This is a genomic window from uncultured Ilumatobacter sp., from assembly GCF_963980585.1.
Taxonomy (GTDB): domain Bacteria; phylum Actinomycetota; class Acidimicrobiia; order Acidimicrobiales; family Ilumatobacteraceae; genus Ilumatobacter_A.
Map to the genome: position 1 here is coordinate 1 of NZ_CAXCAM010000033.1, position 21,167 is coordinate 21,167.

General features: G+C 61.9%; 22 protein-coding genes. 14 read left to right on the forward strand and 8 right to left on the reverse strand.

The window, feature by feature from the left end; translation table 11 throughout:
* The 9 genes from ACH2DW_RS11020 to ACH2DW_RS11060 form a co-directional block, all read left to right on the forward strand.
* The coding region (locus ACH2DW_RS11020) for a DUF6049 family protein (RefSeq protein ID WP_394929800.1) at positions 1–1,944 on the forward strand (1,944 nt) is incomplete at its 5' end.
* Positions 1,945–1,965: 21 nt separating this feature from the next.
* Entirely contained in the window at positions 1,966–2,862 is an 897-nt protein-coding gene (locus ACH2DW_RS11025) for a DegV family protein (protein ID WP_394929801.1), read from the forward strand.
* A gap of 76 nt (positions 2,863–2,938) precedes the next feature.
* Positions 2,939–4,870 (forward strand): protein kinase, encoded by a 1,932-nt coding sequence (locus ACH2DW_RS11030; RefSeq protein WP_394929802.1) that lies wholly within the window; start codon positions 2,939–2,941, stop codon positions 4,868–4,870.
* Complete coding sequence (locus ACH2DW_RS11035) at positions 4,870–5,526, forward strand: RNA polymerase sigma factor (RefSeq protein WP_394929803.1); 657 nt, start codon at positions 4,870–4,872, stop codon at positions 5,524–5,526. The genes ACH2DW_RS11030 and ACH2DW_RS11035 overlap by 1 nt, the downstream gene beginning before the upstream one ends.
* Positions 5,523–6,497 (forward strand): anti-sigma factor family protein, encoded by a 975-nt coding sequence (locus ACH2DW_RS11040; protein ID WP_394929804.1) that lies wholly within the window; start codon positions 5,523–5,525, stop codon positions 6,495–6,497. The genes ACH2DW_RS11035 and ACH2DW_RS11040 overlap by 4 nt, the downstream gene beginning before the upstream one ends.
* A 93-nt stretch (positions 6,498–6,590) precedes the next feature.
* Positions 6,591–6,914: a hypothetical protein gene (locus ACH2DW_RS11045; RefSeq protein ID WP_394929805.1), complete on the forward strand. Its 324-nt coding sequence runs from the start codon at positions 6,591–6,593 to the stop codon at positions 6,912–6,914.
* 33 nt (positions 6,915–6,947) lie between these two features.
* A complete protein-coding gene (gene trxB / locus ACH2DW_RS11050) occupies positions 6,948–7,913 on the forward strand; it encodes a thioredoxin-disulfide reductase (RefSeq protein ID WP_394929806.1) in 966 nt (321 codons plus the stop codon).
* A gap of 116 nt (positions 7,914–8,029) precedes the next feature.
* Entirely contained in the window at positions 8,030–8,365 is a 336-nt protein-coding gene (gene trxA, locus ACH2DW_RS11055) for a thioredoxin (RefSeq protein ID WP_394929807.1), read from the forward strand.
* Positions 8,362–9,345: a peptidoglycan-binding protein gene (locus ACH2DW_RS11060; RefSeq protein ID WP_394929808.1), complete on the forward strand. Its 984-nt coding sequence runs from the start codon at positions 8,362–8,364 to the stop codon at positions 9,343–9,345. Before trxA ends, ACH2DW_RS11060 begins: the two co-directional genes overlap by 4 nt.
* A 250-nt stretch (positions 9,346–9,595) precedes the next feature.
* On the opposite strand, the gene ACH2DW_RS11065 is transcribed toward ACH2DW_RS11060, so the two are convergent.
* The 8 genes from ACH2DW_RS11065 to rpmH all read right to left on the reverse strand — a co-directional run bounded on the left by ACH2DW_RS11065 (position 9,596) and on the right by rpmH (position 15,355).
* Complete coding sequence (locus ACH2DW_RS11065) at positions 9,596–10,510, reverse strand: ParB/RepB/Spo0J family partition protein (protein ID WP_394929809.1); 915 nt, start codon at positions 10,508–10,510, stop codon at positions 9,596–9,598.
* Positions 10,497–11,387, reverse strand: a complete 891-nt coding sequence (locus tag ACH2DW_RS11070) for a ParA family protein (protein WP_394929810.1) — start codon at positions 11,385–11,387, stop codon at positions 10,497–10,499. Before ACH2DW_RS11070 ends, ACH2DW_RS11065 begins: the two co-directional genes overlap by 14 nt.
* A gap of 366 nt (positions 11,388–11,753) precedes the next feature.
* A complete protein-coding gene (locus ACH2DW_RS11075; protein WP_394929811.1) occupies positions 11,754–12,320 on the reverse strand; it encodes an RsmG family class I SAM-dependent methyltransferase in 567 nt (188 codons plus the stop codon).
* A 31-nt stretch (positions 12,321–12,351) separates the two neighbouring features.
* Positions 12,352–13,260, reverse strand: coding sequence for an RNA-binding cell elongation regulator Jag/EloR (gene jag / locus ACH2DW_RS11080; RefSeq protein WP_394929812.1), 909 nt, complete (start codon positions 13,258–13,260; stop codon positions 12,352–12,354).
* Between the two features lie 97 nt (positions 13,261–13,357).
* Entirely contained in the window at positions 13,358–14,482 is a 1,125-nt protein-coding gene (yidC, locus tag ACH2DW_RS11085) for a membrane protein insertase YidC (protein WP_394929813.1), read from the reverse strand.
* A 1-nt stretch (position 14,483) separates the two neighbouring features.
* The gene (gene yidD / locus ACH2DW_RS11090; protein WP_394929814.1) at positions 14,484–14,876 is read right to left on the reverse strand and encodes a membrane protein insertion efficiency factor YidD; all 393 of its coding nucleotides are present in this window, start codon (positions 14,874–14,876) and stop codon (positions 14,484–14,486) included.
* Positions 14,873–15,205 carry a ribonuclease P protein component gene (locus ACH2DW_RS11095; RefSeq protein ID WP_394929815.1) on the reverse strand — a complete coding sequence of 111 codons (333 nt, stop codon included), beginning with the start codon at positions 15,203–15,205 and terminating at the stop codon, positions 14,873–14,875. The genes yidD and ACH2DW_RS11095 overlap by 4 nt, the downstream gene beginning before the upstream one ends.
* A gap of 9 nt (positions 15,206–15,214) precedes the next feature.
* Positions 15,215–15,355: a 50S ribosomal protein L34 gene (gene rpmH / locus ACH2DW_RS11100; RefSeq protein ID WP_394929826.1), complete on the reverse strand. Its 141-nt coding sequence runs from the start codon at positions 15,353–15,355 to the stop codon at positions 15,215–15,217.
* A gap of 456 nt (positions 15,356–15,811) precedes the next feature.
* On the opposite strand from rpmH, the gene dnaA reads away from it, so the two are divergent.
* The 5 genes from dnaA to ACH2DW_RS11125 all read left to right on the forward strand — a co-directional run bounded on the left by dnaA (position 15,812) and on the right by ACH2DW_RS11125 (position 21,107).
* Positions 15,812–17,236, forward strand: coding sequence for a chromosomal replication initiator protein DnaA (dnaA, locus tag ACH2DW_RS11105; protein WP_394929816.1), 1,425 nt, complete (start codon positions 15,812–15,814; stop codon positions 17,234–17,236).
* Between the two features lie 324 nt (positions 17,237–17,560).
* Positions 17,561–18,679: a DNA polymerase III subunit beta gene (gene dnaN / locus ACH2DW_RS11110; RefSeq protein ID WP_394929817.1), complete on the forward strand. Its 1,119-nt coding sequence runs from the start codon at positions 17,561–17,563 to the stop codon at positions 18,677–18,679.
* A 62-nt stretch (positions 18,680–18,741) separates the two neighbouring features.
* Positions 18,742–19,824, forward strand: a complete 1,083-nt coding sequence (recF, locus tag ACH2DW_RS11115) for a DNA replication/repair protein RecF (protein ID WP_394929818.1) — start codon at positions 18,742–18,744, stop codon at positions 19,822–19,824.
* A 180-nt stretch (positions 19,825–20,004) separates the two neighbouring features.
* Complete coding sequence (locus ACH2DW_RS11120) at positions 20,005–20,694, forward strand: hypothetical protein (RefSeq protein ID WP_394929819.1); 690 nt, start codon at positions 20,005–20,007, stop codon at positions 20,692–20,694.
* A 116-nt stretch (positions 20,695–20,810) separates the two neighbouring features.
* A complete protein-coding gene (locus ACH2DW_RS11125; protein ID WP_394929820.1) occupies positions 20,811–21,107 on the forward strand; it encodes a DciA family protein in 297 nt (98 codons plus the stop codon).
* The last annotated feature ends 60 nt before the right edge of the window (positions 21,108–21,167 follow it).

Consider the following 21,167-nt stretch of genomic DNA (forward strand, 5'->3'; position numbering starts at 1 on the left):
ACGACGACCACGACCACAGTTCCTCCGACGGATCCGGGCGCCCCGATCGCATCCACCACGACTCCGCTGCCCTCAGTCACCACCGCCGCCCCAGCGCCGACCACGACCGTGCCGCCGCGACGAACGTTGACGGTCGACGTCGCGAACTTCGCCACGATCACTGACATCGACGACGCCAACAGATTGCTCGGCGATCGGGCCGCTCCCGGCGCGTTTCGGGACAACATCGACGGCGTCCGAATTCCCGACGTCCGAGCTGCGGTCGAGGTGGTCGATGCCAACACTGCGCTCCTGACGGTGACGTTGCCGACCGACGTCGGCGGTGACTCGGAACTGAGTGGCCCCGACAGCCTGGAATTCCCGACTCCTGGCGTGTACCCCCTGCGCATGCAACTCCTGATCGACGATGACCTCATCGGCACTCACGGCACGCTCGTCGAGCGCCGCGCAGGGGTGGGCGAAATCAACCGCCCGGCCGAACCTGTGCAGTTCGCCATCGTGACCGCAGCCGAACGCCCGCCAGGGACCGGTGGCAACGGCGATACCGCTGCCGCCCAGCGCGCCGACGACATCCTTGCTGCAGCCGCTCAGATCGATCCTCCACTGCTGGCATCTATTCCACCCGGAATGCTCACCGCCGCGTTGGATGGTGCCGCTGGCGATGACATCACCGAGACAGTCGCGGACGACGAGTTCGTGGCCCTGAGCGACATCAATCTTGATGTGTCCTCCGCCGTCGCGGCGGGAATTGGTGACCGGTACACCCAGGCCCTTGAACGCGGCGAGGACAGCATCACCGCCGCGCTGTCTCGACCCCCGACCCGAGTCGTACGCGTCGTCGATACTGCCCTCAGCGCGCCGGGAGCACAACTGCTGCGCACCCTCGGCGTGCGCTATCTCCTGATGACGCCGAACCGCTACGACGACTTCGTGGGAGGCGAGCGCCCCGATACGGACCGATTCGTCGACGTCGAGCTGCCCGACGGCGGCACGCTCCCGATTCTGCTCACCGACCCGATCAGCCAAGAATTCGCGCCGGAGCAAGCTGACGCGACCCTGGCCACATCGACCGAGACCGAGTGGGCAATCAGGACCGTCGCTGCCGTCATTCTCGATCACCGGAGCCAAGGTCGCACCGTTCGGCGCAGCAAGCTGATTGGCCTCGACGACCTCGCTCCGCCCGACCCGCGATTGATCAATGCATTCGTGGCAATGGCCACAACCACGCCTGACATCGACGTCGTTGCGCCCACCGCGCTCGTTGGCACCACCGACACGCAGAGTGCGCCCGGTGGAACTCCACTCGTGCTGCCCGATGTCGCCGGCCCCGACCTCACCGCGCGCCTGGCGACCATCGAGGCAACCACACTCAACCTCATCAGTACCGCGTCGATGCTCGACGACGGTGATGAGCGGCTCCCCATCTGGCTCGAGCAACTCGACGTCCTGCTCTCAAACGGCGTGAGTGACGCTGCGGCCACAGCAGTCATCGAGGGAGTCGCTGCTGAGGCCAGCGACATCAGGTCAGCGTTGACTCTGCCCGATCCGTTCACCTTCACGCTGACAGGCCGCTCGGACAACATCCCGCTCCGCCTCACGAACAACAGCGACGAGCGTCTCAATGTGATGGTGCAGCTCACATCCGCCAAGCTCACCTTTCCGGAGAACAATCGAATCATTTCGCTCCGGGCCAACGACAGCACCGACATTCAGGTGCCGGTGCGGGCGCGCTCGAACGGCACGTCTCCCGTGTCCATTCAACTGCTCACCCCGGTCGGTGAACCGCTGGGTGATCCTGTTTCACTGACTGCGCGCGTCAACAGCCTCACTGGTCTCGGACAGGTACTCACCGGCGGGCTTCTCTTGATGCTCGGCGCCTGGTGGTTCGCAAGCTGGCGGAAGCGCCGAGCAGACCCGGAGCCGGCCGACGCCACTGCGCCGTGATCGCAGTAACCTTTCTCACCCGTGAGTGAAGCACCGTCCAGCACGCCCGCCTCGAGCCCCTCGTCCGGAGTCGTTCGCATTGTCACCGACAGCTCCTGTGACCTGCCCGCCGAGGTCGCCGCTGCACTCGGCATCATCATCGTCCCGCTGAGCATTCGGTTCGGCGACGAAGAGTTCATCGACCGCGAGCAGCTCACCGTTGCGGAATTCTGGACGCGCGTCGTCGGCTCCGACACCCTGCCAGAGACCGCCGCACCAGCTCCTGGCCAATTCGAAACCGTGTACCGCGAACTCGCAGCCGAAGGTGCGGCCGGCGTCGTCGTCGTCTCTCTGTCGGGCGCACTGTCGGCAACCATGCAAAGCGCGGAACTCGCTGCTCGCTCGATTGCGTCGGACGAATCGCTGGACCTTGATATTCGGATCGTCGATAGCCGAACGGTCACGATGGGGCTTGGAACAATCGCCCTGGCGTGTGCTCGAGCAGGGCACGACGGTGCCTCAATCGACGACGTCGAAGCCCTTGCCACCTCGCTCGCTCAACGCACTCGCGTCTTTGGTGCGCTGGACACCCTCGACAACCTGAAGAAGGGCGGCCGAATCGGCAACGCCCGCGCGTTGCTCGGCACCGCATTGTCGATCAAGCCGATCATCGAAGTCGCCGACGGCGTCGTTGAGCAGGAAAGCAAGCAGCGCACACGATCCAAGGCGCTGGCCTATCTCGTCAACAAGGTGAAGAGCTTCGAAGGGAACAGCGAGAACCTCGCCGTCATGCACGCTGACTGCAGCGACGTCGACGCGTTCGTCGACATGCTCCGCCCGTACTACGACGGCGAGATCGTCGTCGGTGAAATCGGTCCGGTCATCGGCACCCACGGCGGGCGAGGGACGATCGGCGTGGCATTCCACGAAGTCCCCTGACATTGCGCCCGCCTGGTCACGTCACAAATCATTGCCCTGAAGAGTCGGGCCGGGAGCACTAGCGTTCCAAGCGATCATGTCTGCCCTGCCTCCTGCCGAAACGCTGATAGCGGAGCGCTATCAGCTCAAGCGACGGCTGGCCCAAGGCGGGATGGCCGAAGTCTGGTTGGCGGTCGACCTCACCCTTGACCGCAAAGTCGCCGTCAAATGGCTCAAACCGATGCTCGCCTCTGACGAAGTGGTGGCCGAACGGTTCCGACGCGAGGCGATCGCGGCAGCAAGCCTGAACCACCCGAACATCGTCGCCGTGCACGACGTGTTCGAACACGACGGACGCCAAGCAGTGGTGATGCAACTCGTCGATGGCAAGAGTCTCCGTCAGTTGCTTGACACACAGAAGCGCTTGTCACCGGAGCTCACCGGGCACATCGGTGCGTGCACCGCGGCAGCGCTGCACCACGCGCATGAGAACAACTTCGTGCACCGCGACGTCAAACCCGGCAACATCATGATCACCCCCGATGGGCGCGTCTTACTGACTGATTTCGGCATTGCGAAGGCGCTTGCAGGCGGCGACGACCTCACCAGCGAGAACATCATGATGGGCACCGCCAAGTACCTGTCACCGGAGCAGGTCCGGGGCAAGAAGCTCGACGGCCGTGCCGACCTCTACTCCCTCGGCCTCGTGCTCTATGAATGCCTTGCTGGTCGTGTGCCGTTCCTCGGTGAAACCGACGCCGACACCGCGCTGGCCCGGCTGCAACGTGACCCGACCGACCTCAACCGCCTCCGCGCGACGCTGCCGACCAGCTTGGTCACCATCATCCACCAACTGTTGGCCCGCAACCCTGTGCATCGGCCTGCGACAGGCGCTGACCTCGTCGCTGCACTCGAAGCAGCAGCAGCCGAGGGTCCCCCTGAAATCGATGACACACCGCACGAGCATTCGCCGGTCGCACCGTTCTCCGCGGGCCGGCTCCGGCGCGCTCCGTCAGACCTCGACGGACGCGCCGACGACCGACGACGTGCCACACGAGCCCCGTCTCCGCCAAGTGGCACACGTCGTGACCCCACGCCAGGCAACTCCCGCGCAGCGGGCAAGGCACCGATCAATTCCCGCAATGCAGCTCCGGCACCACTGCCTCCGCAGCGCCGAATCCCCGGCGAACCGCAACGCATCACCGGTTCTGTTCCGGTGCAAGCGGCTCCGAACGCCGGCGCCGTCATTCCCACGCAACAGCGTGACCGCACGCCAAACGCCGGTGGAGCGCAGCGCGGCAAGCCAGCAAAGGGAATGGCCCAGAGTAAAACGCCGTCCCTCACCGTGATCGGTGGACTCTTGTTGCTCGCCGCAGTCGTCGCGATACTGCTCTGGGTGAGTGTGCAATTCGGCAGCGACGACGGTGCTGGCAGCGCACCGACCTCCGTGCTTCCCGCCGGCGCAGAGCCTGCACCGAGCGACCAGGAAGCGGTGGCCGACGACGGCAACGCACCGGGAGACGGCGTCACCGAACAAGTCCCCGGCCTTGCCACCGGCGAAGCAAATGCGATCAACAGCATCGCATCAATCGAGGCCTATGACCCCGACGGCGACGACGGCGAGGAGAACGATGACGAAGCAGTCCTCGCCCTCGCCGACGGTGACTCCTCCACGTTCTGGCGGACCTCCTGCTATGACGGAGAGTTCATGGGCGGCAAATACGGCGTCGGACTGGTCGCAACCTTCGACGCTCCAGCGCAACGAGCAATCACCGTCGACGCGCTCACCGGGCCGTACATCATCGAGTTCTACACCTCGGCCAACGAGAGCGTTCCCACGTCGTTCGACGGTTGGGATCGCCAGCTGGGCGCACAGGAGTTCAGCGCCCAACCGGGCACGGTCATCTCGAACATCCCCGAGAGCCCGGTACAACATGTGCTCGTTCTGCTCCGCCAGCTCGGCAACGGCGACAACTGCAGCGAAGCCCGCCCATTCCGCGGGCGCCTGGGCGAGATCGCGCTGGTCTGATGGCACCGCTGTCGGACGACGAACTCGTCGCCGCGGCGCAGGGCGGCGATCGCAACGCGCTCGATCAGCTGTTGCGCCGCCACTACGACCGGATCTACGCCATATGTCGCCGAGTCACCGGCGGGACGAGTGATGCCGACGACGCGTGCCAAGAGGCATTGATCAAGATCTCGCGCAGCCTGCCCCGTTTCGATGGCCGCGCCGCGTTCAGCACCTGGGCGTACCGGATTGCCACCAATGCCTCGTTGGACGAACTCCGCAAGCGCAAGCGGCGCCCGTCGTTGCACTCAGTTCGCACCGGAGAAGAAGACGGCGGCGAACCAGAACAGGTCGACCCAATGGCAGCAAAGCGCGTCGATGCCATCGCAGACCGCCTCGCCATCGACGCCGCGCTCGGCGACCTCAGCGACGACTTCAAGGCAGTCGTCGTGCTTCGTGATGTCGCTGACCTTGACTACGACGAGATTGCGGACGTCCTCGACATCCCCGTCGGCACGGTGAAGTCACGAATCGCTCGAGGACGGTCCGCACTCGCCAACAGCCTGCGTCTCGATGACCTCCTCACCGGCTCGCGTGGCGAATCGGCAGAGCCAGAAGAATTCTCCGATCCTGGGAACCAGCGCCACATCGCTGAACGTCCAACTGATTCAACATGACCGACGACCTGATCACCCTGGCGAGCGCGTATCTCGACGGCGACACCACTGCAGCTGAACGCGCCCAGATCGAGGCTGACCCTGCATTGCTCGCCCAAGTCGAGCGTCTTCGTCAGGTTCGCGCCGTCCTCGGTGACACGGAGGCCGCCCCGATCTCGGTCCGCGAACGGCACCTGGCGGGAGCACTCGAGGCGTGGGACCGATTGCCCTTTGCTGAGAAGATGGGCGACGCGACACCGGTCGGCACCGATGCCGCTGGCGCTGCGGGCGGTGCATCAATCACTGCCCCGACGTCGCTTCGCGATCGACGTGCACAACGCAAGCCGGTGAGCACGCGCGTGCTCACCGTCGCTGCTGCCGTCGTCGTCCTCGCTGGCGCCGGCCTCGTCGTGCGCGATGCGCTTGACACAGGCGGGGCAAATGACAGCTCGGCCAGCGAAAGCGCAGACACCGGCGACAGCTTCGATGCACCAGTGTCCGCGGAATTCGAGAGTGGGCCGGAAGCGGCGGCCGCGGAAACGTTCGACCAGGACGGCGAATCCACCGACGACATCGCCGTTGCAGCAGTCCCGGCACCCGCATCCGATGCGATCCAGGGTGGCCCCGAAGAGGCACCGGCTGACAACGACCTTGAGGTTCTGAGTAGTGATGCCGAACTTGCCGACTTCGCCAACGCCAAGGTCATCTCGCGCACCTTGGCCGGAGAGGAAGTGCAACCCGATGCGGCCGATGCGGGATCCGACCTGACGGACGCCGAATCAACTGCAGACGCTGCCCCCGACACGACGCTGCCTCCACCAGTCGACCTCTGTGGCCTGATCGACGAATTCGTGGGATTCGCTCTCTGGGAAACGCCGGGCGCCGTCGACGGCCCCATTGCCGTGGGCATCAACAACTCCCGTGCTGAAGCAGTCGCCTACAGCGACAACAACTGTGCCGTCATTGCGCGCACGCCGCTGCCCTCCCCCTGAGCAGCATCCGCGAGGAAATTCCAGCCCTCATTCCAACCGCCGCGCAAGGTTCGTGAGGACTCTCTCGGTGCTCGCGGCTAGTCTGATCGCACTATGCCAGCCAATCCGCTGACCGATCCGAACTGGGCCGACGAGACCACTGACACCGTTGTCCGACTCGTGGGCAACATCCGCGACAAGACCACCACACCGCTGGTGTATGCCGCACGTGGCTTGGTCTTCGGCATCATCGCCGTGTTGCTCGGCGTCTTCGCGGTCATCATCGCGCTCGTCATGGTCACCCGCGGTGCGCACGAGGCCCTCAGCAACTGGTTCGATCACGAGCGATCGGTCTACGTGAGTTATCTCGCAGTGGGAACAATCCTGAGCCTCATCGGGTTGTGGTTGTTCCGGAAGCGCAACGCAAACGCTTCCTGAATCCAATCCTCGATCACTCCCCCGGAGGACGTCATGTCCACGCCCGTACCGTCTGATATCCGCGACGTCATCATCATCGGCTCCGGCCCCGCTGGGCTGACCGCTGCCATCTACACCGCTCGAGCGTCGCTGGCGCCGCTGATGATCGAAGGCGAGCCGTCGAGCACCAGCGATCAGCCGGGTGGACAGTTGATGCTCACGACTGAGGTCGAGAACTTTCCCGGCTTTCGTGACGGCATCATGGGCCCCGACTTGATGGCCGAAATGCGTGCCCAAGCCGAGCGTTTCGGCACCGAAATCATCACCGACAAGGCGACCGACATCGACTTCAGCGTCCGCCCGTTCAAGGTGAGCGTGCGCGACCAGGACTACTACGCCAACTCGATCATCGTCAGCACCGGCGCACAATCCCTCATGCTCGGCCTCCCCGAAGAGGAGCGTCTCATTGGGTACGGCCTTTCGACATGCGCGACGTGCGACGGCTTTTTCTTCCGCGGGCACGACATCGCCGTCGTCGGCGGCGGTGACTCTGCACTTGAGGAAGCCACCTTCCTCACGAAGTTCGCCGACAAGGTCACCCTCATCGTCCGCCGTGACGAGCTCCGCGCCTCGAAAATCATGCAAGACCGAGCTCACGCCAACCCCAAGATCGAGTTCCTGTGGAACGCTCAGGTCAGCGCGATTCGCGGAGACGACAAAGTGTCCGGTGTCGAGATCACTCACTCCCAGACCGGCGAAAAGAGCGAATTGCCGGTGACCGGGCTGTTCATCGCCATCGGCCACAAGCCGAATACCGACATTTTCCGTGGCAAGCTCGACATGGATGAATCGACCGGATACCTGCACACCAAGCCCGATTCGACCTATACCGACGTCGACGGCGTGTTCGCCTGTGGTGATGTGCAAGATTCGATCTACCGCCAGGCCATCACTGCCGCAGGCTCGGGCTGCATGGCCGCCATCGACGCCGAACGTTGGCTCGAAGCAACTCACGACTGACAGGCTGGAATATCCGGCCCCACTGTCAGGTTGACAATCATTGGACACGCACGGCCGTATGTCGTGCAAACGTCCAGCAATTCGGGCATGACCCGCAGTTTGAAAGGATGCCCATCATGGCAAACGGAATCACCAATCTCTCCACCAGCACCTTCGACGAGACCGTCGGAGCTTCCGAGGTCCCCGTTGTCGTCGACTTCTGGGCAGAATGGTGCGGCCCGTGCAAGCAGATCGCGCCGATTCTCGAAGAGATCAGCGCGGAACACGGTGACAACATCGCGATCACCAAGTTGAATGTGGACGACAACCCCGATCTCGCCATGAAGTACAACGTCATGAGCATTCCGACGCTGCTCGTGTTCAAGGGTGGCGAGGTTGAAAAGCGTCTCGTCGGCGCCAAGAGCAAGGGCGCCCTTCTCCAGGAGCTCGAGGAATTTCTTCCCACGAAGTGACGCCGTTCCCGCTCCAGCGGGGCCAACACGGTGAACCGATTCGAGACTTGCAGCGCCGCCTCGGTGCCGCCGGGCACAACCCGGTTGGTGCGGAGGCGGGCTCATTTTGCTCGTCCACCGAGACAGCCCTCCAGCAATTCCAAGAAGCGCGTGGCCTGCACGCCAGCGGTGTCTGCGACGAGCAATCGTGGTTGGCCCTGGTTGAAGCAGGCTGGAAACTCGGCGACCGACTCCTTGTCCTCAGTGCGCCCCAGCTCAGGGGTGACGACATTGAGAATCTCCAGCGCGCCCTCAACCATGTTGGATTCGATTGCGGTCGGCCAGACGGCATTCTGGGACCGGCAACCATTCGCGCGCTCACGGACTTTCAACGCAACTGCGGGCTGAATGCCGACGGCATCTGCGGGCGCAAGACCGTGCACATGCTTGATGTACTGCGCCGGCAGAGCGGTTCGGGTCCTGGGGTCGCATCGGTCCGAGAACTCGAGTCGGTCCGCCACACCACCTCGCTCCACACACTGCGGATCGTCGTTGGTCAGTTCGGAGGACTCAGCTCCATTGGACGCTCAGTCGCTCGAGCGTTGCGTCAGCAAGGCGCCACGGTGATGTCGACCGATGAGTACGACGCGGCCGCCCAAGCAGCCGCAGCAAACCGATTCGGTGCAACGATTTACATCGGTTTCGAAGCCAGCCCGAATGTTTGTGCTGACGTGTCCTATTTTGCCGTACCTTCGTTCGAGTCAGTCGGTGGACGGTCGCTCGGCGCACACCTCGTACGCCAACTCGACGGCGTCTTGCCAATTGCGCCCACGCTACGCGGGATGCGGCTGCCTGTTCTACGCGAAACGCGGATGCCGGCGGTTCTGTGTTCGGTCGGTCCAGTCCGCGACGTCGTCGACGCCACCGGTGCGTTGACCATCGCCGTCGTCGATGCAGCACGCATGTGGGGCGACGCGCCGCTGCCTGTTCCGTCCGACTGAAGGCCAGTCGCAACACCTCACTCGCGCGTGAGAGTTTATCCACAGGTTTCCACACACCGTGTGAGTATCCCTCGACTCGAACCTCATTACTCGACCACGGAATGTAGCTATCGAGACAAGATTGACCGATGTGCGTGGTGTTCGACCAGATTTCGGTGCTCAACCATAAACTTCATCCTCAACCTGGGGATGAACTGTGGATAAATGACAGTGATGGGATTTGGATTGAGAGTTGAGAGTCTGAACCCGCTCAACCAGTCATCAGGCGGTAAATCCGCTCCAGATCTACCAAATCGGCAAAATCGATCGTGACGCGACCCCGCTTGGGACCCATCGACACTGAGACACGGGTGTCAAGACGATCTGCCAACAGCTCCTCAAGTTCAAGGAGGCCCGGCGGCCGGAGTTGCGTTGCCGGGGTCAGCCCAGCGCCGTCGATCGTGGCGCCACCACCGCTCGGAACGGGCGTTACACCCGGCGCATCGGCGACGGGTACATCACCGCCACGGACGGCCTGCTCCGTGGCGCGTACGGTCCACCCTTCGGCCACTGCTGCCTGAGCGAGCACCTCCTGACGGGCACGATCCGGTGTACCGAGGAGCGCACGAGCATGACCGGCGGAGAGCTGCCCGTCCGCGAGCAGACTCTGGACGGCCGGCGGCAACCCGAGCAGACGAATCGTGTTCGTGATAGCTGAACGACTCTTCCCAACGCGTGTCGCGACTTGGTCATGAGTCATCCCAAAGTCTTCGATCAACTGCTGGAAGGCGGCGGCCTCTTCCAACGGTGTGAGATCCTGACGATGGAGGTTCTCCACCAGTGCTTGCTCAACTGAACTCAAATCATCGGTGGTCCGAATGATCGCCGGAACGGTCGTGAGGCCTGCTCGCTGCGCCGCACGCCAACGCCGTTCGCCGGCAATGAGCTCGTACTCGCCATCGTCCTTGGGCCGCACGAGGATGGGCTGCAGCACGCCCATCTCTGAGATCGAGGCGGCGAGTTCCACCAGGCCCTCTTCAGCGAAGTGCACGCGAGGCTGATTTGGGTTGGGCGACACCGACGCGGTCGGCACCTCCGCCAACGAAGCACCAGCACCACCATCAGCAACTTCGCTTGCCGGGATCAGCGACCCGAGACCTTTTCCAAGACCACTACGGCGTGACATTGGCGTGCACCTCCTTGGCGGCATCGCGGTAAGCGATCGCACCACGTGAGCGGGGATCGAATGTGGTGATCGGCTGACCGAACGATGGTGCCTCAGACAGGCGCACGCTGCGTGGAATCACACTGCGCAGTACCTTTTCGCCGAAGTGCTCTCGAACCTCTGTGACGACTTGTCCCGCCAGCTTTGTTCGGGCGTCGTACATCACGCAGAGAATCGTGCTCAGATCAAGCGTCGGATTTAAGTTGCGTTTCACCAAGTCGACGTTGCGGAGCAACTGTCCGAGGCCCTCAAGCGCGTAGTACTCACACTGAATCGGCACGAGGACCTCATTGGCAGCAGACAGACCGTTCACCGTGAGGAGGCCCAGCGATGGGGGACAGTCGATCAACACATAGTCGTAATCATCGATCACGGCCTCAATCGCTCGCTTCAGTCGCTGCTCACGACTAAACGCCGGAACCAACTCGATCTCTGCTCCAGCCAAGTCGAGTGACGCTGGCGCCACGAAGAGGCCTTTGACGTCGGTCGGCTCCACGACATTATCGAGTGATTCCTCGTGCATGAGGACGTGATACATCGACAGTTCAAGACCACGATTCTCGATCCCGAGTCCGGTGGACGCGTTGCCCTGAGGGTCGAGGTCAATCAAGAGCGTGCGTAGACCCATGTCCGCAAGCGCCGCACCAAGATTCACGGCGGTCGTCGTCTTGCCGACGCCACCCTTCTGATTCGCGACCGCCATGATCCGCGGCAACTTCTTGCCGGACGCCAACGGTGCAGCTTCAGGCGGCGCTGGCGTCGCCTCGGACGCGAGAAACCCAACAGACTCAGCTGATGGGGTGTTCGATTCTGTGGGGAAATCCCCGGTGTCCGACACACATGCTCCAGACGACGGATGGCGGGCATCAGGTGACGCGCTCGCGGGACCAGCATACTGTGCACGATCCACGCTCGCGATACAAGCATTTCACCGGGATCTCTTCATTGAAATCTTCGGCTCCCAGGGATCCAGTCATCGATGTTTCACGTGGAACATTCACGTGCAACCACCCCGGTCTTGACGCGAGCCTCAACCTCCGCGTCACGCGCGGTGTTCCACGTGAAACATCCCTCGACTCAACTGACAACGATGGAAGTTGGGTCGAGGCTTGCTGCATCACCCCTGGTCAGAGTGCCGGGAAGCGGTGTGTGTCAACGTCGAGACTCTGAACAGCTGTCTGGGAGACTCGGTCCGCAGGACGAGTCACTCAGCCCTCGGGCCAACAACAAAGCGCACCACGCGGTCGTCGGACGGTGTTCTGACCACGTCGAGCTCACGAAGCAATTCCGGGTCCCACCGATCACCGCTCGGCGGCTCACTGATGACGATCACACCGCCGGGACGGACACACGCCACCGCTGACCGTAAGGTGAATTCAGGAGGTCCGAAGCCTCGAGCGATGGCAGCATCAAAACCGACGTGCCCTGCCTGAATCGCATCGTCCACATCTGCGGCCAGCACCTTGGTGTGCCCGTCGAGATCCAGGCGTCGGACCATTTGTGCCAGGAAGTCGGTGCGTTTGGTCCTTCGATCAAGCAGAGTCAACTGCAGATCTGGTCGATCGGTGGCGACCACCAACCCGGGAACACCGCCCCCAGCACCCAAATCGATCACTGCACCAGTGACACCATCGAGTGCGGCGACGAATACCCGAGCATGCTCAACAACCTCAGGGATCGGCCAATCCCCCAAAAAGCCGAGGCGCTGGGATCGTCCCAGCGCCTCGTGCAAATTCTTTTCGACCTCATCGCCTTGAGTTGAATGACTCACGGCGCCGAGTATGTCAGGTAGTGCGACCCAATCAGGCGGGTTCGACGATGACCCGGCGATACGGATCCTCACCAGACGACGAACTCGCGACACCCTCTTCATCATTGAGCGCATCATGGATGACCTTGCGGTCAGCCGACGTCATCGGCTCAAGTGAGCGCGCCGCACCGCTATCGCGGACCTGTGCAGCAACATCGGCAGCAAACTTCCCGAGGGCGATCGAACGGCGCTCGCGGTAGCCAGCGACGTCGATCCGCAGCCGAGTCTCATGGTCGCCAAGGCGACGCTGAGCAGCAACGCGCACGAGGTCCTGAACAGCGTTCAATGTTCGTCCACCGGGGCCAACGAGGAGGCCAAGGTCATCCCCGCGCACCTGCACGTCCAGCTCAGTGCCGTCGACGGTGAGTTCGGACTCGCCGTCCGCACCGAACGCCGTGACCAGGTCGTTCATGAATGAGACCGCAGCGTCGCCCACTTCTTGGGGAGTCACGTCGGACTGTGGACGTTCTTCGTTGCTCATCTTTTTCTCCTGGCTGTTGTTGTTCGTTCCGTTGCGGCCTCCGCCCCGCTGGCCACCGCGGCCACGGGAGGATCGCTGACGAGGTTCAGCGGCGTCGCCATCGGCGCTACCGGTGGTCTCCTCAGCGGAAGCCTCTTGGTTGGCTCCGCTGTCCGGCTTGGCCTGACTTGCCTTTGCTTTTGGCTTGTCGCTGCCGGACTTGTCGCTCTTCGATCGACGCTTCCGCTCTTGCTTCGGACGTGCTGGTGTCGGCTTGATGCGAGCACGAAGTCGGGCCTGGCCTCGAGTGCGGCCAAACAGACCAGCCTTCGGTTCCTCGACCACGTCGAACTCAGCCTCATCGGCGCCTACACCCAATTGGTCGAGTGCCGCTTCGCGTGCCTCTTCCAGGGTCTTTCCGGTGGTTTCCACCCATTCCATCAGTATTTCTTCTTTCTTCGACAGGCCACCGCTTCATGCGGTTGGCACACGACTGTTTTTCTGCTCGGTAGTGTTTTCGACCAGCATGACTGCTGGGTCAACGCTTCTTCTTGTTCGACGACTTGGGACGCGCTGACCGAGCCGCCTCGGCTTCCTTACGCGTCGGCGTCGGCCGACCCTTGCCGTCGCCCGAGGGCGTCGGCCGACTCTTTGAAGGAGTCACCCGCTTGTTGGTCACTGGCGACGGCTTCGCCGCGTCGTCCTTGGCTTTCTTGCCGGCGTTCTTCTCGCTCTTTTCCTTCTCGGTGCCCTTGGCTCCTCCAAGGTCACGCTTTGCTTGCGCAAGCATCCCGGTGGGTTCACCGCTCTTCTTTGCTTCTTCCTTGGCCGCCTCGCCAGCACGTTGGGCCTGACGCCCCAGCGAATCGTCGCCGCCGTAGAACTTCTTGGTGATGTAGTACTGCTGCAAGATGCGGAGCAGTGTCTGGAAGATGTAGTAGACGACGAGCGCCGACAGGAAGAAGATCTGGAAGACAGCGAAGAAGACAGGCAGGTACTGCATCAACTTCTGCTGTGTTGGTGACATCGACGGGCTAATCGTCGCCCGAGCAGCCACCATCTTCTGTTGGCCGAAGTACAACGCGCCAAGCCCGACCACCAGCAGGGCGTAAATGAGGCCCTCACCAAGACCCTCACCAATCGCCGTGGCAGCAGACTTGGAAAGATCAAGGCCGAACGACGGCATTTCCACTTGGTCGTACAGCGACTGGTAGAGATCGGAGTCGATCGCCAAGTAGCGGGGAATGAAGCCCGGACTTGCGTCACGTGAGCCATCGATTGCCCGCAACGTTGCCTCGGCGATCGGCCCGGAACCATTTGCTTCGGAGGGGCGATACACGAGACCGCGCAAGATGCGGAACATGATGAGGAAGATCGGCATCTGCGCCACGATCGGCAAACAGGAGGCGGCCGGGTTGACCTTGTGCTCCTGGTAGAGCTTCATCATCTCTTCGTTGAGCTTTTGGCGGTCGTTCCGATGCTCGTTCTGCAGTTTGCGCATCTCAGGCGCAAGCTTCTGCATCTCGAGCATGCCCTTCGTGCTCTTCAACGTCAGGGGTGTCGTGATCGCCATGACCACGACAGCGATCAGCGCGATTGCGAAGGTGTAGTCGTTCGTGAGGCTGTAGAACCAGGCGAGCAAACCAGCGGGAATTTCAAACATGTCATCCGCCTTTCTGTACGTGAGTCGTTGGGGGAGAGTCTGATGACGTCGGTGAGCGATGTTCAGGAACCGGGTCGAAGCCCGATGGTCCAAGCGGCCGGCAACGCAGCAAGCGCCGCACCGTCAGCCAACCGCCGCGCCATGAACCGTGGAGTTCCACAGCCTCAAGCGCATACGCCGAGCACGACGGGAAGAAACGACAGGGTGAAGGCTTGCCCTCGCGCGCTCGTTGGTAGAAAAAGATGGACGCCACGACGCGTCGCTGTAACCATGAACCCCTGGGGTCTTGGTGCCCGTGTCGGTGCTCATGCCCGCACGGGTCGCGATCCGCACAGTCGGCATCAACATCCGGCAGATCCGACGCATCGAGTGCAGCGGTCTGCATCGCGGTCATGGGTGTGCTCGGGCGTGCTGAGCTGCGGCGAGGAGAGCAGCGACACGGATCTCCAACTCAGCGAACGTCAGTTCGGCGAGTGGAGGGCGACCACCGAAGAGCAGGAGCCCATTCGGTACGTCAGCGTTCGAGAGAATGACGCGTAAACGGCGCCGGAGGCGATTGCGGGTCACCGCATTCCCCAGTGCGCGACTGACCGCAAAGGCCACCTGCGGCGGCACGACGGTGGGGTCAGCGACAAAAGAGCACCACATGGGTGCACTCCGGACGCGAACGCCGTCGCGCCGAAGGCGGACAAATGCGTCACGGTCACGGATGCGATCGATCAAGCTGATCGATCAGGCGGACAGACGGGCCCGGCCCTTGTCGCGACGGGACTTGAGCACCGCGCGGCCGGCGCGGGTGCTCATGCGGGCACGAAAGCCGTGCTTACGGTTCCGGCGGCGGTTGTTGGGTTGGAATGTGCGCTTCACGACAATCTCTTTCGGACGTTTCGAGCCAAGTTCCGCAAGGTGACTTCGACGAGCCCACCAAACGCGGTGGCCGTGTCGAGTCGCGGACTGACCCGACAATGCTACGACCCAATGGGCGCGACTCCCAACCACCGCGTCAACCATCCTGCGTGGTGACGATCATCGTTGACTTTCGATGTCACGACATCATCGATCCCTGTGCGGAGCGTTCGTCTGCTTGGTTGTCGGTGTTGAAACGATGAATTGAGAGTAAATGACATCACTGTTCTTTGTCCACAGGACTCACGGATGCGCAAAACCCCTGGTCACAGCGATATTTCTCTCGTTGTTCTGTGTTGTGTCTGAGGTGCTATGGTCGTCCGCTTGTCCCCAATCAGCCACCTTTCCACATCATCGGGATAACTATGTGGACAATTCACCAGCAACGAACACCGGTCAGGAATCTTCAATGAGTGATATCAGGTGAGCGACGCCGATGACGTCTGGACGCAAGTCACGTTGTTTCTGCGTTCGCAACTTGCAGAATCCGTCTGGTTCTCGACGTTTCAGGACGTCGTACCCCTTGAGTCCGGCCCTGAAACATTGCGGCTGCTTGCCCCAAGTGCGTACGTCCGTGACCGGATTCTGACGCGCTATCTCCCACTCGTGACCGACGCGCTCGACGAGGCCAATCAAGGACATCGCACCATTGACATCGAAGTCGCGACGAGCGATGCCGTTGCCGAAGTCCCAGATGTCATCGAGGCGGATCCGTTGATCGACACTGCGTCAGCCAGACATGAGTCGCCTTCAGCACCGCTGCGTCCCGGGTCAATCGAGTCAACACGGATGAACGGTTCGTCGACGAACGGCGACCGCGTCGATGAAGCCGGCCTCAATCCGCGTTACACCTTCGAGGATTTCGTGAAGGGAGCATCCAACCAATTCGCGTTGGCCGCAGCCCTGCGAGTCGCAGAAACACCTGGTAGATCATACAATCCGCTGTTCATCTACGGTTCTGCTGGTCTGGGTAAAACCCACCTACTGCACGCCATCGGCCACTACGTCCACGACAACTACCAGCACCACGAAGTGCGCTATGTGTCGACCGAGACGTTCATGAACGAGTACGTCGAAGCCATTCGACAGAACACTACGAATGCGCTTCGACGTCGTTACCGCGACATCGATGTGCTCCTCATCGACGACATTCAGTTCATTGCCGGCAAAGAAGGTCTCCAGGAAGAGTTCTTCCACACGTTCAACTCGCTGCACGGCGCGAACAAGCAGATCGTCATCAGTTCCGATCGCATGCCCGATGCGATTCCCACACTGGAAGAACGACTTCGAGGTCGCTTCAAATGGGGTCTCCTCACTGACATTCAGTTACCTGACCTTGAAACACGCACCGCGATTCTGCGCAACAAGGCGGAGCGGGACAGCGTCGAAGTCCCCAACGAAACGCTCGACTTCATCGCAACGAACATCGCGACCAACATCCGCGAACTCGAAGGTGCCCTCATTCGAGTGACCGCCTACGCAAGTTTAAGTGGCCAGCCGATTACGACGGAACTCGCACAGGCGCAGCTCGCTGACCTCATGGTCGACACCAAACCCAAGCACCGCACCGACGAAGAGCTCCTGGCTGAGATCGCCAGCATCCTCAAGTTCGAGGTCGAAGCACTCAAAGGAAAGAGCCGGCAGCGTCCACTCGTGACCGCGAGACAGATTGCGATGTACGTCTTCCGTGAGATGACCGATCTCAGTTATCCCGCGATCGCTCGGCTCTTCGGTGGTCGCGACCACACCACGGTGATTCACGCCAACGAAAAGATCCAGCGGCTGATGAGCGAGCGCAAGCAGATCTACGATCAGGTCACCGACCTCCAACAACAGTTGAAAGCATGACCTGATGGCCCAGTCTCCACATCGTCATGCCTGCCTGACAGTCACCGACCGCGCGAAGACATTGCAGCTCCGCGCGAATATCGGTGGACAACTCTCAGTTCTCAGGGGACACACCACCGCGCAAGTTCCACGAGAAAAGGGGACAACGCGGCGTTGTCCACTGGACAACACGCGTGTAAGCAGCAACCTGTGCATCACGGGGCTATCACCTGTGTGCGCGCGAACGCCCTCTACGCTGCAACAACACGCTGTTGTCCCCAATCCACAGCACCTACTACTGACATTATTCTGTGAAACATCCCTTCATGAGGAGAAGTGCCCACTGTGAAGTTTCGTTGCGAACGTGACGTCCTTGCCGATGCTCTTGGCTCGGCTGGTCGTGCAGCCACCAACCGCACCGGCACCCTCCCGGTTCTCGCGGGAGTCCGGATGGAAGTGGTTGGCGACACGCTGACCATTACCGGAACGGACCTCGAGCTCACCATTCGGCTGACCATCGAGGTCGGTGGCGAACGTGATGGAGCCGCGGTGGTTCCTGCTCGCCTCGTCGGCGACATTGTCAAAGCGCTGCCCGCAGGTGCTGTCGAGGTTGATCTCGCGGACTCGTCGGCGGCGGGTGATGGCAGTTCTGAAATGTCGATCAGTGCCGGTCGGTCACAATTTTCTGTGCGCCCACTCTCGCTCGACGATTACCCGGCTCAGTCCGAGCCGGCCGCTGATGCGGTGACCCTGCCTGCAGCCGCCATGGCCGATGCGCTCCGCCAGGTTGTGCGTGCGGCGTCGACCGACGATGCCCGAGCTGTACTGACCGGTGTGCTGCTCGCTGCCGAGGACGACGGGCTGCGGATGGTTGCAACTGATTCATATCGACTGGCTGTGCGCGATCTCCCGGAGTCGTCGATGTTGGGTTCGGGCCAGAAAGTGTTGATTCCCGGCCGGGCTCTTTCCGAGCTGCAGCGGTTGATGGGCAACGAAGAGAGCCTCACGGTGCGCCTTGGAGAACGTGAAGCGACCTTTGAAGCTGGATCGACCCGCTTGAGCACACGTCTCATCGAGGGCGAGTTTCCCAATTATCGCAATCTGCTTCCGTCGAGTTACCCGAACCTGTTGACCATCAGCAAGCCGGCAATCATTGAAGCGATCCGGCGCGTGAAGATCCTCGCGCAGGATTCAACTCCGGTGCGAATGACGCTCGGTGGCGACACGGTGCAACTCACCGCGATCACTCAAGACGTCGGCAACGCTGTCGAGGAGATCGATGCACAGTACGAGGGCACCGAGATGACCGTGGCATTCAACCCGGACTATCTGCTCGCCGGGATTGACGCGATCGATGCCGACGACGTCACACTGGCGACGATGGATCCAATGAAGCCCGCTGTTCTGCGTGGTGCCGGCCAGGACGATTATCTGTACTTGTTGATGCCTGTCCGCGTTCCCTGATCGGCTGGCCGTTGCGGTGGAAGTCTCATCGCCGAGCGTGATTGCGGCGTACTCTTTGCTGCGTGATCGTCGAACACTTGGAGTTGATCGACTTTCGCAACTATGTGTCGGGGTCGTTTGATCTGACGTCGGGAACAACCGCCATCATCGGGGGCAATGGGCACGGCAAGACCAATCTTGCCGAGTCACTCGCATACCTCGCGACACTGTCAAGTTTTCGCGGGGCACCCAACGATGCCCTGGTCAGAGCAGGTGCTGAACAAGCAATCATTCGTGCGACCGTTCGACACGATGACGGTCGTGAGACGCTGATCGAGGCCGAGCTTGTGGCCGCTGGACGTAATCGCGTGCAGGTCAACAAGCAAAAGCTTGTGCGGGTCCGCGATCTCCTCGGATCGGTGCGAGTCACTGTCTTTTCGCCAGACGACCTGATTTTGGTCAAAGGCGGGCCAGGCGATCGACGGCGATACTTGGATGACACTCTCGTCGCGCTCGCCACGAAGTACGACGCGGTTCGCCTCGAGATTGACCGCATCGTGAAACAGCGAAACACGTTGCTCAAACAAGCTGCAGGCCGGTTGACCGACGAGATTGAAGCGACCCTCGATGTCTGGGATCAAAAGTTTGCTGAAATTGCCGACCAGTTTGGCTACGCCCGAGCAACGCTCGTTGCGCGCATCACTCCCATGGTGCATGACGCCTATGAGCAGCTCGCTGGGGTCGCCACGCCAATCGAGCTGACCTACGAACCAGGTTGGCGTCAGGTTGGCTTGGTGGCCGCCTTGCAGGCAGTCCGTGACACCGATATCCGACGCGGTGTCTCGACGGTAGGTCCGCACCGTGACGAGCTGAGCTTCAGGATCAATGGGTTACCGAGCCGGACGCACGCCTCACAGGGCGAACAACGGACCCTTGCGCTGGCCCTGCGGCTCGCAGCCCATCAACTGGTCACTGAACGAACGGGGACCGCTCCGGTGCTGGTGCTCGACGATGTGCTGTCCGAACTCGATGACGGACGCGCCACGGCACTGCTCGAACACATCCCGCCCGGGCAGGTGATCATCACGACCGCCACGGAACTTCCATCTGCAGCCAAGGCGGACCGGATCCTGCGTGTCGAAGCCGGCAAGGTCTCTGAGGGCTGAGGTCCGGCCCAGGGGGCTGAGCCACTGATGTAGCGGCGTTGCGCGTCGCGACCACATTCCATCGCGTGCCGGGGCGACGACGTGCACGTCAGGACAAAAGCCCTTATCGCGAGCGCGAGCCGGAGCTCAAGATGGGAGTTGGGAGTTGCGATGGTTCGCCTCCCGAAAGGAGTGTGTGCCATGGCTCGCAAACTGATGTGGGCGGTTCTTCTCGTCGGGGTGATGCTGATCGCCGCCCCGTTCGCAATGGGGCTTCCCGACAAGGCCGACGGTGGCCAGAACATGATCGATGCCTTCGGGCCGATCATGGATCAGGACAACGTCGACATCACCGCGACCTACTACTACGAAGTGTTTGTTCCACTGGGTGACGTCGTCCCCGCGATGACCCAGGAGAACATCGACAAGTTCAACGGCTACCTCGACGGCTTCACCGCACTTGGTGTCGACGCCGAGAACATGGTGCCGGCCTTGGCCGCCGCCATGCAGATGCCGGAGGAGAACGTGCAGGCCTTCATGGGGGAGCAGTTCCCCGCGATGACCGGCATGTTGCAGAGCTTGCCGGAGATGCAGACCGACTTCGCGGGTCTGCTTGGCCTGATGGGCAGCAATGTCGCCATCTTTGAACAGGTGCCGGCGGGGCTCGATCACTACGAGCCACTGGTGACAACGATGCAGGCAGAAGTCTCGAACTACGACAAGGTCGCCAGCCTTCCGGACTTCCGGATGTTCACCTGGTTCTTCGTGATCCCGGGTGTGATCCTCGTGGGACTTGCCGTGACCGCGCTGATGCTCGATCGCCGCAAGAAAGATGACGACGCCGACGTGACACCGGAGGTCATCCGAGAGCGCACGCCGGAACTCGTCTGACAGTTCTGGGAGTTGTCGAACCGTTGTGTCGATGAGCAACACGCTCATCGGCACAGCCGCGCTGGCGGCAGGTCTGAAGATCGTGCTGCAAGTGTGGCCGAGTACCGTGTACAGCAATGGCTGAACCCGTTCCGATCACTGCGTCGCTCGACGGGATCATGAAGTCGCTGCGCGGCACCGATCGGATACAAATCGGCGGGGTGTTCGGCAAATGGCCTGACGCTGTCGGTGAGAACGTCGCGGCTCACGTCCGGCCGGTTCGATTGGACCAGGGTGTCCTGACCGTTGAGGCTGATGATTCGGCCTGGGCAACACAGGTGAAGTTCCTGTCCGGAACGATTTCCGCGCGTCTCGCCGAGGTCGCGAACGTGCAGGTCAGCCGTATCGACGTGCGCGTCGCACGAACACGCTGAGTTGCACTGCAAACGGTGACGTTCACCGCCGCAACGTTGATCACTCGGCCGCAATTGGAG

Bases quoted from the DNA above. Each gene is read 5' to 3' on its own strand.
- ACH2DW_RS11030 (WP_394929802.1), top strand. From the start codon at position 2,939: ATGTCTGCCCTGCCTCCTGCCGAAACGCTGATAGCGGAGCGCTATCAG.
- ACH2DW_RS11035 (WP_394929803.1), top strand. From the start codon at position 4,870: ATGGCACCGCTGTCGGACGACGAACTCGTCGCCGCGGCGCAGGGCGGC.
- ACH2DW_RS11040 (WP_394929804.1), top strand. From the start codon at position 5,523: ATGACCGACGACCTGATCACCCTGGCGAGCGCGTATCTCGACGGCGAC.
- ACH2DW_RS11045 (WP_394929805.1), top strand. From the start codon at position 6,591: ATGCCAGCCAATCCGCTGACCGATCCGAACTGGGCCGACGAGACCACT.
- trxB (WP_394929806.1), top strand. From the start codon at position 6,948: ATGTCCACGCCCGTACCGTCTGATATCCGCGACGTCATCATCATCGGC.
- trxA (WP_394929807.1), top strand. From the start codon at position 8,030: ATGGCAAACGGAATCACCAATCTCTCCACCAGCACCTTCGACGAGACC.
- ACH2DW_RS11065 (WP_394929809.1), bottom strand. From the start codon at position 10,510: ATGTCACGCCGTAGTGGTCTTGGAAAAGGTCTCGGGTCGCTGATCCCG.
- jag (WP_394929812.1), bottom strand. From the start codon at position 13,260: ATGGAATGGGTGGAAACCACCGGAAAGACCCTGGAAGAGGCACGCGAA.
- yidC (WP_394929813.1), bottom strand. From the start codon at position 14,482: ATGTTTGAAATTCCCGCTGGTTTGCTCGCCTGGTTCTACAGCCTCACG.
- yidD (WP_394929814.1), bottom strand. From the start codon at position 14,876: ATGACCGCGATGCAGACCGCTGCACTCGATGCGTCGGATCTGCCGGAT.
- ACH2DW_RS11120 (WP_394929819.1), top strand. From the start codon at position 20,005: ATGGCTCGCAAACTGATGTGGGCGGTTCTTCTCGTCGGGGTGATGCTG.
- ACH2DW_RS11125 (WP_394929820.1), top strand. From the start codon at position 20,811: ATGGCTGAACCCGTTCCGATCACTGCGTCGCTCGACGGGATCATGAAG.